Annotated in this window: 14 protein-coding genes; 4 read left to right on the forward strand and 10 right to left on the reverse strand. The window is 52.0% G+C overall.

From position 1 onward, the window contains the following. The 4 genes from ACTTKG_RS05165 to ACTTKG_RS05180 form a co-directional block, all read right to left on the reverse strand. A partial coding sequence (locus ACTTKG_RS05165) for a mechanosensitive ion channel family protein (RefSeq protein WP_442673186.1) occupies window positions 1-941 on the reverse strand: 941 nt, incomplete at its 3' end. A gap of 163 nt (window positions 942-1,104) precedes the next feature. Next, a complete protein-coding gene (locus ACTTKG_RS05170; RefSeq protein WP_442673187.1) occupies window positions 1,105-1,944 on the reverse strand; it encodes a menaquinone biosynthesis protein in 840 nt (279 codons plus the stop codon). Between the two features lie 41 nt (window positions 1,945-1,985). Continuing rightward, window positions 1,986-2,777 (reverse strand): bifunctional hydroxymethylpyrimidine kinase/phosphomethylpyrimidine kinase, encoded by a 792-nt coding sequence (thiD, locus tag ACTTKG_RS05175; protein WP_442673188.1) that lies wholly within the window; start codon window positions 2,775-2,777, stop codon window positions 1,986-1,988. Between the two features lie 82 nt (window positions 2,778-2,859). Continuing rightward, window positions 2,860-3,573, reverse strand: a complete 714-nt coding sequence (locus ACTTKG_RS05180; protein WP_442673189.1) for a hypothetical protein — start codon at window positions 3,571-3,573, stop codon at window positions 2,860-2,862. Window positions 3,574-3,732: 159 nt separating this feature from the next. Here ACTTKG_RS05180 and ACTTKG_RS05185 point away from each other — a divergent pair, with 159 nt between their 5' ends. Both ACTTKG_RS05185 and ACTTKG_RS05190 read left to right on the forward strand, forming a co-directional pair. Then, the gene (locus ACTTKG_RS05185) at window positions 3,733-5,502 is read left to right on the forward strand and encodes a diguanylate cyclase (RefSeq protein WP_442673190.1); all 1,770 of its coding nucleotides are present in this window, start codon (window positions 3,733-3,735) and stop codon (window positions 5,500-5,502) included. 267 nt (window positions 5,503-5,769) lie between these two features. Beyond that, a complete protein-coding gene (locus tag ACTTKG_RS05190) occupies window positions 5,770-6,201 on the forward strand; it encodes a YybH family protein (protein ID WP_442673191.1) in 432 nt (143 codons plus the stop codon). Between the two features lie 64 nt (window positions 6,202-6,265). Here ACTTKG_RS05190 and ACTTKG_RS05195 read toward each other — a convergent pair whose 3' ends face one another. The 3 genes from ACTTKG_RS05195 to ACTTKG_RS05205 form a co-directional block, all read right to left on the reverse strand. Next, complete coding sequence (locus ACTTKG_RS05195; protein ID WP_442673192.1) at window positions 6,266-7,282, reverse strand: GGDEF domain-containing protein; 1,017 nt, start codon at window positions 7,280-7,282, stop codon at window positions 6,266-6,268. Window positions 7,283-7,446: 164 nt separating this feature from the next. Next, a complete protein-coding gene (locus tag ACTTKG_RS05200) occupies window positions 7,447-7,863 on the reverse strand; it encodes a universal stress protein (protein ID WP_442673193.1) in 417 nt (138 codons plus the stop codon). A gap of 61 nt (window positions 7,864-7,924) precedes the next feature. Next, window positions 7,925-8,383, reverse strand: coding sequence for a universal stress protein (locus ACTTKG_RS05205; RefSeq protein WP_442673194.1), 459 nt, complete (start codon window positions 8,381-8,383; stop codon window positions 7,925-7,927). 294 nt (window positions 8,384-8,677) lie between these two features. Between ACTTKG_RS05205 and ilvA the strand changes: the two genes are divergently transcribed. Together ilvA and ACTTKG_RS05215 are read left to right on the forward strand one after the other, a co-directional pair. Continuing rightward, window positions 8,678-9,925, forward strand: a complete 1,248-nt coding sequence (gene ilvA, locus ACTTKG_RS05210; protein ID WP_442673195.1) for a threonine ammonia-lyase — start codon at window positions 8,678-8,680, stop codon at window positions 9,923-9,925. Between the two features lie 93 nt (window positions 9,926-10,018). Beyond that, window positions 10,019-10,771: a sulfite exporter TauE/SafE family protein gene (locus ACTTKG_RS05215; RefSeq protein ID WP_442673196.1), complete on the forward strand. Its 753-nt coding sequence runs from the start codon at window positions 10,019-10,021 to the stop codon at window positions 10,769-10,771. Between the two features lie 216 nt (window positions 10,772-10,987). On the opposite strand, the gene ACTTKG_RS05220 is transcribed toward ACTTKG_RS05215, so the two are convergent. The 3 genes from ACTTKG_RS05220 to ACTTKG_RS05230 form a co-directional block, all read right to left on the reverse strand. Beyond that, entirely contained in the window at window positions 10,988-11,374 is a 387-nt protein-coding gene (locus tag ACTTKG_RS05220) for a desulfoferrodoxin family protein (protein ID WP_442673197.1), read from the reverse strand. A gap of 158 nt (window positions 11,375-11,532) precedes the next feature. Beyond that, entirely contained in the window at window positions 11,533-12,462 is a 930-nt protein-coding gene (locus tag ACTTKG_RS05225) for a peptidoglycan DD-metalloendopeptidase family protein (RefSeq protein ID WP_442673198.1), read from the reverse strand. Between the two features lie 75 nt (window positions 12,463-12,537). Beyond that, a partial coding sequence (locus ACTTKG_RS05230) for a DUF4446 family protein (RefSeq protein ID WP_442673199.1) occupies window positions 12,538-12,874 on the reverse strand: 337 nt, incomplete at its 5' end.

The raw sequence follows: 12,874 nt of genomic DNA on the forward strand, positions 1-12,874 counted from the left end.
GAAACTGCTCGTGCGCAGCACGACGTCGAATTCGATGGCAGAGTCTCCGAGGTGTGGAAGCGCACGACGGGATCACTCTCAACGCCGTGATCGAAGGCCTCCATGACCTCATTCGCCACCGCAAGGGTCACCCGCTCCACCTCATCGAGATCGCTCGCATAGCTGACGCCGACGGGGATGGCGACGGAGATTTCCTGCGCGGGCATGTCGTAGTTCGTGAGGATGGAGGATGCGAGCTTCTGGTTCGGCACGATGATTGTGTTGCCGCCTAGGGTCTGTACCGTCGTGAAGCGGAAGTTGATGTCGGCGACCTTGCCTTCCTCACCCGCCGACATGCGTACATAGTCGCCGATGCGAATCTGCCGCGAGAGAATGAGCTGCAGTCCTGAGAAGATGTTCGACAGCGTCTCCTGCATACCGAGAGCGAGCGCCGCGCCGCCGACGCCCATCGCTGTGAGGATCGGCGCGACGGAAATGCCGGCATATTGCAGAACGACGAGGACACCCATAGCATAGATCAGCCCGGAGAGGATGGAAGAAAGGAGTGTCGTCTTTGGCAAAGCCGCACCGCTCGTGCGCGTTTTCATCTCGATGAATCCGGTGATCGTGCGCGAAGCGACGCGCGTCAGCGTGAAGACGATGATACCAAAGAGAATGTAGGAAAGGAACTGTGCGATCGTCGGAAATACGTCGATGGTCTTGATCGACCAGTATACGCCGACGCCCATGCACCATGAGACGGGCACGCCGCGAAGCGCGTGGATGAAGATCGACCATGCCGTATCCTCGCCGACCGTGAGCCTATCGTGAATCTGCCGGTCGATGAGCTTGTTGAGAAATATGCCGACCGTCAATGCTGCGAGCATGATGCACGCAGGCATAAGCAGGAAATCAGTCACTTCATGCCAAGTCAGCGCTTGAAGTTTCATAAAAAAAGACAATATTTTTCCTCCTAGGCTATGTGGATAAAGCAAATACGAAAAGCCTTGATCTTACAAGTTAACTAAGGCTTATCCCCAAAAATCTGTGGATAACTGTGAAAAACAGGTGTTTTTCTTGTGGATAACCGCGCATATACAAAATGCTGAACCATTCGCACGCGCATCAAATCCGTTTCACATCGGCGAAGTGAAGCTCCGGCACATGATGGATGAGGTTCCATGCGTGCGCTTTTTTATAGAAGAGTTCCAACCCCTTGAGATGCTCCTCCTTGAGATCCCAGTGGATGACTTGGAGATATTCCTCCAGTTGCTCGAATGTAAAATCTTTCTCGCCATGTACGGATTGAATTGTCGCGTACTTGTTGGCAACACCCTCCGCCATGCCGCCGACGAGCCGTTCGTAAACGAGCTGCAGCTGCTCCGGTCGCTCCTTAGAGAACGTGCGGTTCGCCACCCAAAGCGAATAAACCATACCGAGTCCCGTAAGCTTATGCCACTCAGCGCCAAGGTCATAGTAGTGGAGATCTTCGCGGCGATGGTGATAAAGCCAGAGCGCGTCATCGCCGATGAAGAGCGAGCCTGAAGCATCACTTGGAATGGGATTTTGCGGCACAATATGGCGCACATAGTAATTCGGACTTGCGTCGTAGCTCTCCTTTAGAATAATTTTCAAAAGACAGTGGCTCGTCGCTGATTTCGCCGTGAGAATGATACGGTCGTCCTTGATCTCCTCGATGGGCTTTTTCGTCACCAAGAGGATGCTCGTCACTCTTTCATCTGTACGCACGCAGATGTCGGGCAAAATGACAAGCTTTTCATCGCCGTCGGCATAGACGATGGACGATATGCCGCTGACATCAAGTCTCTCTGCGGCAAGCGCTCGATTAAGCTCCGCCGGCACGCCCGGCACGAGATGCAGACCGCGGTTGCCGCCATGTGCAAAGCTCCATGTGAGCGGCAAGATATTAAGAAAATGGATATGCCCAACCTTTGGCTCTTCCATAAATGCCTCCTTACGGAAGTACGGATAAGTCCCATGCTTCCTTACATATATTTCCACATGTGCAGCAACGGACCATGTCCTTTACCGAGGTCGAGTCCCGCACGAATGGCGCCCGTGATGTAAGCCTTTGCGTCCTCCACGGCAATCGTCAGCGGCTTTCCTGCCGCCATACCGCAGGCGATCGCTGTAGAAAGCGCACAGCCTGTACCGTGCGTATTCGCATTGTCTATACGCGCCTGTTTATACCAGCGCACCTGGTCATCCGCATAGAGCAGATCGTCCGCACTCTCAACGAGATGACCGCCCTTGATGAGGACAGCTGTCGAAAAGCGCTCCGTCAGCGCCTTGGCAGCACGCAGCATAGAATCCTTGTCCGTGATAGCGACGCCCGTGATGGCTGCCGCCTCCGCAAGATTCGGTGTGACGATATCTGCGAGAGGCAAAAGCTCCTCCACCATAGCAAAGAGCGTTTCGCTCGTGATCAGGCTGCAGCCGCTCGTCGAGGTAATGACAGGGTCAAGCACAATATTCTCCGCTTTCTTTTCCCGCAGTTTCCCTGCGACCGTACGAACGATCGCATCGTTTCCCACCATGCCGACTTTAACCGCATCGGGCCGTATATCCTCATAGATCGCATCTATCTGCGCCGCAATAAAATCCGGCGGAATGACGAAAATATCGCGAATCCCCGTCGTATTCTGCACCGTAAGTCCCGTCGAAACATTCATCGCGTACATCTTATGCGCCGTGATGACCTTGATATCCGCTTGTATGCCGGCGCCGCCGCTTGGATCCGATCCTGCAATCGTCAGGATTTTTTTGATGTCTTTCATGCCCTATTCCCCCCCGAAAAAACGCCGAACCTTGCAGCATTTCCCAGAAATTCATATCGTATTCATTCATAGTATATCACATTCATCGGGTCTCCTGCCACAAATCATACAACGCGATCATGTTTTGCAAACGCCGCTTCTCCTCGTTCGTCAACGTGCAGCTGACGGACTTGCCTTCTGTCGACGACCAATAGATGCAGCGCGCCGTGCGGGCAAAAGCGGCGCGGCGCAGGATATCTGCGCCGTCTTCTCCTAAAGCGATCTGATAGCGCTCGGTCAAGGATTCGACGTCCTTTGCGAGGTGATCGCGGCGCCTCTTTTCATCGAGTTCCCATGTGCGCCGCTCACCGTCCGCCTCAATGGCGAAACGATCGCCGAAAATCCACGCACGCCGACTATTTTCGTGGATGCTATAATAATATAAAATATTACAGCGAAACGTACAGTCACGATTATGCCCTAAAAGCGGCTGCACATACAATCCGCCCGAACTCACCTCCTCCGGATAACTGTACCATGTGTAAGAACCGGAATCTATGCGCTCCATGCCCTCCTTGAGCTTTTCCATCTGCGCTTCTTTCTCCTTTTGCGCCGCTTCGTCAGCAAGCCGCTTTGCTTCGCGCTCCTCCCGCAGCGCCTTTTCGTGCGCTTCTTCCTCGGGCGAGAGCATATCTTCCGCCCGCAGTCCGAGCATACGCTCCGTCTCGCTTCGATGCGTACTTCCATAATAAAGCATCGCACCCGTAAAGAGGCTCACGAGAAAAAGGAAAAAAATCACATATCGGAAAATTTTCACACTTTAGACCCCTTCCCGCATTTTTATTATATTATACACCGTATAAGTTATTTCTGCATGAAAAATCATGTGGTTTTTCCTATAAACACTTGACAGTAGGTCTAAAGAATTATATGATACACATAGTATAGATGATATACATGAAAGGAATGATCCGCCTTGAAGCAATTTTCCTCCTTGCTGTATAAAGAAGAGGATCTTGCTCTCTGTTTAGAAGAGGCAAAAAAAATCGCTGCCTCTATGGCGCACATCTCCGATCTTCTCGTGACCCTTTTTGCCTCAGAACTCGCCGTCAATACGATGGCGGACTTTGAGCGTGCAACAAGAAAAATTTTCCCGCATGCAAAGGTTGTGGGATTAGCAGCAGAATGCGGATTCGCCAACGGGAAGATGTGGAGCGGTGCAGAAAACCATGCGGACGCAGCCAGCGCCGTTGTTACGTTTACATTTTTTTCCTCATCGCGTGTCATCCCCTTGGCGTTTGACGGTAATTCGGATGTAGCGTCCGCGGGGCGCGGGCTCATCAAGACGATTGCCCAAGAAAAGGCCACTGCGGCGGTCGGTCTCTTTTTGGCTGGGCAAATTCCGGGCATTACAGAGCTGCTGGACATCCTCTCAGACACCAGAGAGGACATCGTATTTTTCGGCGGTCTCCTCTCGGAGCAGACGGACGGCAAGCGCATCATGATCGATCTTTCCGGGCACCGTATGTCGCGCGGCTTCCTTGCGCTCCTTTTTGTCGGCGAGGAGCTGCAAGCCAAAGCGCTTCCATCCTTCGGCTGGCGGCCCTTCGGCCCCGAGGTGCAGGTCACGCGCATGGCGGATGAACGCACGATCATCGAGCTTGATGAAAAGCCTGCAAGCGAATTTTTTTCCCACTATCTCGGTATACGCCACGGTTGGGAGTCGCTTGAGAGCGTCGAAACCTTCCCGATGCACCTTCGCCGCAATGGCGCGACGCTCGCGCGCCGCCTCACCGGCATCGAAACCAACGGCTGCGTCCATATCAGCGCCGACCTGCAAGAGGGAGAACGTCTGCGCATCGCTTCAGGCGATCCCATCGCCATCATCAGCGAAGCGCAGAGGACGCATGCCGAGCTTTGCGACTTTTCGCCCGAAGCCGTATTTATCGTAAACTGCATGGGACATTACGTCATGCTGCAGCAAAACAATCTCTATGAGTACGCCGCCATCTCTCGCACCGTGCCGACGTATGGCTTCTACTCTTTCGCGGAATTCTTTCGCAGCAAAGGGCAAGTCATGAAAACGAACCTCACCATGCTCAGTGTCGGTTTCCGTGAGGGCGGACCGCAGGAACCGCCCGTCTACAAGCCTGTGTCGCCGCAGTTCGGCGATCAGACCTCGATCATCGCCCATCTCGTACACTTCGTCGACGCTATGACAAAAGAGTGGGAAGCGGCACACAGCAAGCTCGTCGTCCTCGCAGAGCGCGATGCACTCACAGGTCTATTGAACCGCCGCGCTATGGAACGCTCCTTCAAAGACATCCTGCACGATGCGCTCTCTTCCGGACTGCCGCTGGCTGTCATGATGCTCGATATGGACGACTTCAAGGGCATCAACGATACCTTTGGTCATGCTATGGGCGACGAAGCCCTCGTGGCACTCGCCGACATTCTGACCTCATCCGTACGCAGCGTAGACATCGTATGTCGCTGGGGAGGCGACGAATTCTTCGTCATTTTGACGCGCGCTGACCGCGAAGCAGCTGAGCGTGTAGTCAAACGCATACACGAAAGCGCCTCCTCTCTGTCGCTTCTGATGCCGGACAATCGCAAAGTCGGCTTGAGCATCGGCGTAACGCTCTCAAGACCGCACGATACACCCGAAAGCGTCTTTCAACGCGCCGATGAAGCGCTCTACACATCCAAGAGAACCTCCGGCAAGAACTTGGTCACTTTCCGCTGAAAACCACCGCGCAGACGGTCGAGCATGGAATCCATTGGAATCCATCCGACCGTCTGCGCTTTCTTTATCGACACAACGCAATTTTCTATGCAAACTGCGTTCCCATACAAGGAAAAATATCGCCAAAAAAGTCAAACTATGATAAAATGAGAATAGATACTTATGGAAAATTTCACACGAGAGAGCACGCCCGCAGGAAATCCCCTTGATGCGTGCAGGCAGGGTAGCCAAAGACCGCGCTTTCTCAAACCAAAGGAGGAATCGTCCATGACAGTTCGTGAAGGAGACGCCGCCATTGTAGAGCAGTACGTTGATCTCTACAAAAAAACCTTGAACGATGCCAATACCGCACTCGCCGAAAGCATTTGGCAGCCGGGACCGAAAACATCTATGGTACATCCGCGCGGCGAAGACATCGGCTGGGAGAACATCCGCCAGCACTTTTATATTGACCGCCTGCAAAAACTTTACACAGAACGGTGCTTCGAATTTCGTGATCTTGAGATCGAAGTCTACCGCGACACGGCGATTGCCATGTATACGTGGGACTTCCACGGCAAACTGCGCTCCGACGGCACAGAAATCGAGCACAAGGGCCGCACGAGCCAGACATACCGCCGCATGTCACAGGAAGGCTGGAAGATCCTACACGCCCACATCTCAGGTATGCCGATCGCCAACGAGCGCCAACCCATCTGACGCAGCAAATGAAAAAGAGGGATTGCCCAACAGCAGTCCCTCTTTTCTGTTCGTTTGAAACACTCTATCCCTTGATCTCATCGTACATGCGGCAGCGATTTGGACCAAACTTGCGTGCAGAAAACATCGCTTCTTCCGCTTCCTGCACCATGCGCGAAAACTTTTCAGAAGAAGCTCCTGCGACGGAAATTCCCATACTGAACGATACGGATACATAATCCTGCGGCTGCACGCGCAGAAAAAGATCAAGAATGCGCTGTGCACGCTTTTCGATAATATCAATCGAGATGCGCCCCGAAATGAATACGGCGACTTCTTCCTCGTTGACGCGTCCAAAAACGTCCACACCACGAAAATCCGTGCGCACAGAGTCGGACAAAGTACCGATATAGCCGTTGCATGCCGACTCGCCCAACGTCTCGTAGAGCTTTTGATAATCATCAATGCCGACGATGAACAGCACGCCCTTCTCACCGCGTGAAAGCTCCATGAGCTGGCGATTGACAAGAAGCTCCAGCCCCTCGCGATCAAAAAGCCGCGTCTGCGGGTCGCGCTTCAAGTGCGCTTCCTGACGCTCCAACATCCGCGTCTCATCGTGGATCTGCTCCATTAAGCCGACGACTGCATAGATCTCACCATTCTTGTCTGCCAGACTGCGATAAGAAGCACGGCGCCAAAGTGGGCTGTCATCGTCTGTCTTGACACGATACTCCACGACGTCATCGCGCATCCTTTGACACGCATCACGCAGACGCGTAAGAACTTCCTCCCGCTGCTCCGGATCGGCGAGCACATCATTTGCAAAATACTCGTAAAAGTTCTGCCGCCACTCCTCCGTCATCTCTTCCCCGGGAGCAGCGTGCCACAGCGTCATTTCATCCTTAGCCACATCGTATTGATATGCCGTCACATTCATCCTTTCAAGGAAAATACGCAAAATGGCATTCTTGCTCACATCCTCACGAATGGCAGAGCGCGTATACGCCTCTTTTTGTATCGGCAGACGAAAATCAGGAGCGGTCACAGGCTGCGCCCCACTAACCTTAAGTGCATGGGTCTTTCTCATATCGGTACTTTTCATCGGTAAAACTCCTATCCTGCCGAACAAATTTTAATCCTTATCTAGGTTTCTTACTATAAATATTATAAAGCAAAACAAGAATTTTTTCAAAGAAAACTCTTTTATTCTCCTCGTACAGGAAATAAGCCTCACAGATAATCCTGTGAGGCTTATAAATACAAGCGTTATTTGACGACGAGCACCGGGCACTTCGCCTGCTCTACAATGTACTGGCTCACGCTGCCCAAGAGCACGCCCTTGACAACGCCGAGACCACGGCTGCCCATGACGATGATGTCCGTGCCGCTGTGCTCTGCGAAATCAAGGATGGCAACAGCAGGCGATCCCGTCTCCGAAAACGCTTCCTTCTTGATGCCCGACGGCACCATCTGCATGGCGCGATCGAGGATCACGTTGCCCGCCTTCGTAACGGCTTCAAGCACCACATCGGACAAGCAGGCATTGATCGCAAGCTGATTGATATTTGCAATGTAGAGGAAGTTCAGCTTCGCCTCGCAGACCTCTGCCAGTTTGATCGCCTCCGTTACAGCACGATCCGAGCCTTCCGACCCATCTATAGGGACGAGAATGTTCTTCAACATAATATAACCCTCCTTCTACTGAAAGCCCTTCGCCAAGATGCATCGAATACGCATCCTTGACTTATTTGACAACAAGGACCGCACATTTCGCCTCCTTCATGACCTCCTGACTCACACTGCCGAGCAGGAATCCCGTGACAGGAGAAAGTCCCCGCCCACCCATGATGATGAGATCGTGCGCATTCTCCGAAGCGAACTCCACGATCTTGCGCGGCGGCATACCGACCACCACATGACTTTCGGCGTCGATGCCGTCGGGAAGATCATCCCGCGCTTGGGACAAAATCTCCTCGGCGGAATCCGTCCCCTTGGCCATGACACTCAAAGGCAGCCATGAAGGGTGATCGGGATCTCCGTCCGTCTCCCTTTCGAAATAGGAGACGAAGAGGATATCAATATGCGCCCCCGCCGGCTCTGCAAGCTTCACCGCCATCTCCAAGGCTCTCTTGGAATGGAGCGAGCCGTCCACCGGCACGAGAAACTTCATCCGATCCTTCACCTTGGCACCTCCTTCCATCATGGATCCTATCTTCCTTCTACCTGTATAGTTCGAGAGGAAGGAAAAAAATCCTCTCCCTTTTTAGAAATTTTTCGGAAATTTTCCACGGATTTTTCTCCGTGCTTATCGCCTGACTTAGGAAAATGCAGAGGATCCATCCATAGAGCATAGCGCAAAAACTCCCCCGCTCCTCATGAAACATGATATAATAGGAATACAAAACAGCGATAAAAATGCGCGGACAAGCCAACGCCCGCATGTACCTCATGCAGCATCGTCCAAAACACAGCCGGACATACATCGAGGAGGAAATTCATGAAAAAGAATCTCTCGGCGGGAGACATCGCCGCCATATTAAAAGAAACAACGATTGCCGGCGTCTACGAAGCGGCGCGCGCCCTCGACGGCGTGACGAAAAAGACGCGGCTCTTAGAAAGCCCCTTCTTTTCCTCGTTGAGCCAAAACGACGTATATCTGAAGCCGGAAAATCTGCAAAATACAGGTTCCTTCAAGCTGCGCGGCGCCTACAACAAAATCGCGCATCTGACAGAAGAAGAACGCAGCAAGGGCGTCATCACCTCATCTGCCGGCAACCACGCGCAGGGTGTCGCACTCGCCGCCCAGAGACTCGGCGTCAATGCCGTAATATGTATGCCCGCCACGACGCCGCTCTTAAAAGTCGAAGCAACACGCTCCTACGGCGCTGAAGTCGTACTCGCAGGCGACACCTTCGACGACGCCTACAAGCGCTCACTTGAACTGCAAAAAGAAAAGGGCTACGTCTATGTCCACCCGTTCAACGACCGTGATGTGCTCCTAGGGCAAGGCACGACAGCGCTCGAAATCATCGACGAACTCAAAGACGTCGACGCCATTCTCGTCCCCATCGGCGGCGGCGGCTTTGCCTCCGGTGTGGCTTTCGCAACGAAATCTATGCGTCCCGAAGTCAAAGTCATCGGCGTCGAGCCTATGGGCGCCGCCTGCATGGCAAACGCTTTCGCCGCCGGACATGTCACGACACTTGCCGGCGTAGAAACAGTCGCCGATGGCTGCGCTGTAAAAACGCCGGGCGATCTGACCTTCGCTTTCTGCCGCAAATACCTCGACGACATCATCACGGTCTCAGAAATGGAGATCATGAGCGCGCTCCTGTTCCTCATCGAAAAACACAAACTCATCGCCGAAGGCGCAGGCGTCCTCTCGCTCGCCGCACTCACACGCCTGCCGTTCAAAGGCAAAAAGGTCGTATCCATCCTCTCTGGCGGCAATATCGACATCTCAACAATATCGGCGCTCATCAGCAAGTCACTCATCGCACGCGGCAGAATCTTTTGCTTCGCCGTACAACTGCCCGATAAACCGGGACAGCTCCTCAAGGTCGCTGAAATCGTCGCACGCGAACATGCCAACGTCATCAAACTCGTCCATAATCAGGCAAGCGTCACCGACAGCTTCCAGCAGGTTCAGCTCGAAGTCACGGTCGAAACGCATAACCGTGAACACATCGAACGTCTCATCTCTGCCTTAGAAAAAGAAGACCTGCTCGTCACAAAAATCTATTGACACGGCAGGAGAAGGGCGCAAAGCGCCTCATGCCGCTTCGTGTGCCGGCTGAGCAAATGTCTTGAAAATTTCCCAAAGGAGGTCTATTTCCTCATGGACTACCTCACAGTTCTAAGCTCCCACACAGGCCCCTTACTCGCCATTTTCTTCGCTGCCTTTTTGCAGGCGATCACAGGCTTTGGCCTTGTCATCGTGGCGGCGCCCCTGCTGATGTTCTTCTACGATCCGAAGATCGTCGTTCCTGTCATGCTGCTGCTCGCCTGCTCCGGAAACACCGTGCAGTCCTTCTTGATGCGGAAAAAGGCGAATCTTCCTTTGATCGGCTATCTTGCCATCGGCGTCGTCCTTGGCGTGCCCATCGGTTTTCTCATCTTTGACTATGTATCGAGCGATACTTTGAAACTCTGGATCACCACCGTCGTATTCCTTTCACTCCTATTCATGCAAATCTCACATCGCCATATCCCGGAATCACGCCGCAACACGATTCTTACGGGCGTATGCTCAGGATTCTCATCCATGACGACAGGCATGGCGGGACCGCCGTTTCTCATCTACCTCGCCTATACGAAAATGAACACGGAGACCTTTCGCGCCACCTGTTTCGTATTCTTCCTCTTCTGCAACGCGGCGTCGCTCATCGGCTACCTCATCGGCGGGCATCCGCTTACACCCGCTCTCCATGAATTTATTTACCTGCTGCCCGCCCTCGCCATAGGGCTTACCTTAGGGCATACATTCGCACGCTTCATCCCTACAAGTCTCCTGCGTCGCTTGATATTCTTCATCCTCTACGCCGCCTGTCTCTATACGATCTGGGACGTCGTCAGTAAATCGCAGCTGTAAAATAACAAAAGAGCCGAATTCTTTGATTCGGCTCTTTTGTTATTTTACAGCTTAAAGGTATCTCGGATAAAATGGAGTCGCCCAGATTTACACAAATGCGCTGATTCTATCTAAGAAACAACTCGCAGACACAACGGCGCCGCTTCGAAGTTTTGTCGATGCCAAGAAAAGCGCACAGATCTCTGAAGACGGGCGGCTGAATTTATCAGTAGCTTCTTAAAGATCCGCTTTCCACAAACCATGCAAATTACAGTATTCATAGACCGCCACAGGCTCATCTCCCTCGGCAAGGAAAAATACTGCCTCCGGCTTATCCTCGGCCGTCAGATGACAGATCTGCGCCCCCTTCTTCGTCTCAAGATGGATCCACGAGATCAGATGCTCCGCCGTCATTGGATGCGCAACCGAGCCGACGGTGACCGTGACCTTGTGCGCCGCCTTGTCATACGCCGCCACCGGCACATGCTTCTCCTGCGCCGCATCCGTCGTATTCGCCTTAAGCTCCTTCAAATCCTCACCACAGCAAGAGAGCTTTCCGCCGCCGTCATGAATCAGACCAACAATATCTCCTGACTCTTTACAAACAAAAAAACGCTTTGCCATAATATTTCCTCCTTCAAGATAAAAGATACTAACTATATTGTAGCATATTCTACTTCTTACGGCTATATTTTTCTGATAAGAGAGAAACATTTTAAGAATCTATTATCCTAAAAGAGCAAAAAGATCGAGAGTACACGCCTCTCTATCATTTTTTGTTTCTACAAATATGGCGCCGGATTCACAGGCTCTCCATGAATGCGAACCTCATAGTGAACATGCGGTCCCGTGGAAAATCCTGTGCTGCCCATATAGGCAATGATCTGACCGCGTTTCACATGCTGCCCCACATGTACAACGATGGATTGCGCATGTCCATAGCGTGTCATGATACCATTTCCATGATCAATATCGACCTTGTTGCCATAGCCACCGGCGTTCCAAGCGGCATCTGTCACAATGCCATCAGCAGTCGCTACGATAGGCGTACCGAAATCGTTGGCAATATCAATCCCCGGATGAAAGTCTGTACCATTCCAACGCCAGCCAAACGGTGAACTGACCTCACCACGCGCCGGCCATATAGAGGGAATTGTAACGGCAGTTCCTGTCAGCGCATAGGGCGTATTGCTGTAAGGCAAAAATGCAGCGAACTCCTGCTGCTGTTCCATGAAAACCTGCTTGAGTTGCTGCAAACTCGCACGGCGAATCGCCAGATGCTCTTCAAGATTCGTGAGCACAGCATCAACATTTCCTGCATTCGGATCGCTGAATGGTCCGCCCTGCCCATTCTTAGCAGCTGCATCTGCCATATCCGGCGCAGCAGCCGTCCCCGACATACGGCGCAGCTCATTTTCCATTTGCGTCAGTTCATCAAGCTCCTGCTGCAGGGCATCTGCCTTCTTCGAAAGCTGTAAGAGCTGTTCCTGCTGCATACGATGCACCTGGTGTAAATTTTTCAATTCGGTATCATCTTTTTGAAAAGAACCTGCTATATAAAGCGAATAAGAAAAACCTACCAGAGAAAGAACCAACATACATACCAAAGATATGATACCAATCTTCGCCATTTTCCCTGATAGATGGATCGCATGAATGGTATCAGAAGTATCGGGAACAATCTTTATGGTGAAACCATTTTTCTTATTCAAAAAGCCATCTCCAAACTTCCATGAAGCGCTGACGCATCTTTTGCAAGACAAAACTGAAATTTTATATGACGTATATCATTCAGGACGAACACTCATCGCCTTGTCGAGGGCTTCTGCCTCCTCGCGCGTAAGTTTATATGTCGAACGCCCTTTCTCAATGGGTTTGACATAACTGCGTGAATCCTCTCGTGCAAATATACTGGAGAAAATCACACCATTATTATGCGAATCCAGCATAGCAACAGCATAGCTCAGATCGCTTCCCATATCAGCAAAAGCGCTGAATCGTACGATGCCAATGCGTGTCGTAGCTGTCTTTAAGAGCGTATCTAAGCGCTTATTTTCCGCTTTGATCCGTTTGCTTTCCTCAACAATCTCCTTCATTTCTTTGATATGTGCAATCAACATATTT

The organism is Selenomonas sp. (genome assembly GCF_052169755.1).
Taxonomy (GTDB): domain Bacteria; phylum Bacillota; class Negativicutes; order Selenomonadales; family Selenomonadaceae; genus Selenomonas.

Excerpts from the sequence above, each read along its gene's own strand:
- ACTTKG_RS05220 (WP_442673197.1), bottom strand. The coding sequence starts at position 11,374 with ATGGCAAAGCGTTTTTTTGTTTGTAAAGAGTCAGGAGATATTGTTGGT.
- ilvA (WP_442673195.1), top strand. The coding sequence starts at position 8,678 with ATGAAAAAGAATCTCTCGGCGGGAGACATCGCCGCCATATTAAAAGAA.
- ACTTKG_RS05195 (WP_442673192.1), bottom strand. The coding sequence starts at position 7,282 with ATGAAAAGTACCGATATGAGAAAGACCCATGCACTTAAGGTTAGTGGG.
- thiD (WP_442673188.1), bottom strand. The coding sequence starts at position 2,777 with ATGAAAGACATCAAAAAAATCCTGACGATTGCAGGATCGGATCCAAGC.
- ACTTKG_RS05190 (WP_442673191.1), top strand. The coding sequence starts at position 5,770 with ATGACAGTTCGTGAAGGAGACGCCGCCATTGTAGAGCAGTACGTTGAT.
- ACTTKG_RS05200 (WP_442673193.1), bottom strand. The coding sequence starts at position 7,863 with ATGTTGAAGAACATTCTCGTCCCTATAGATGGGTCGGAAGGCTCGGAT.
- ACTTKG_RS05215 (WP_442673196.1), top strand. The coding sequence starts at position 10,019 with ATGGACTACCTCACAGTTCTAAGCTCCCACACAGGCCCCTTACTCGCC.
- ACTTKG_RS05170 (WP_442673187.1), bottom strand. The coding sequence starts at position 1,944 with ATGGAAGAGCCAAAGGTTGGGCATATCCATTTTCTTAATATCTTGCCG.
- ACTTKG_RS05205 (WP_442673194.1), bottom strand. The coding sequence starts at position 8,383 with ATGATGGAAGGAGGTGCCAAGGTGAAGGATCGGATGAAGTTTCTCGTG.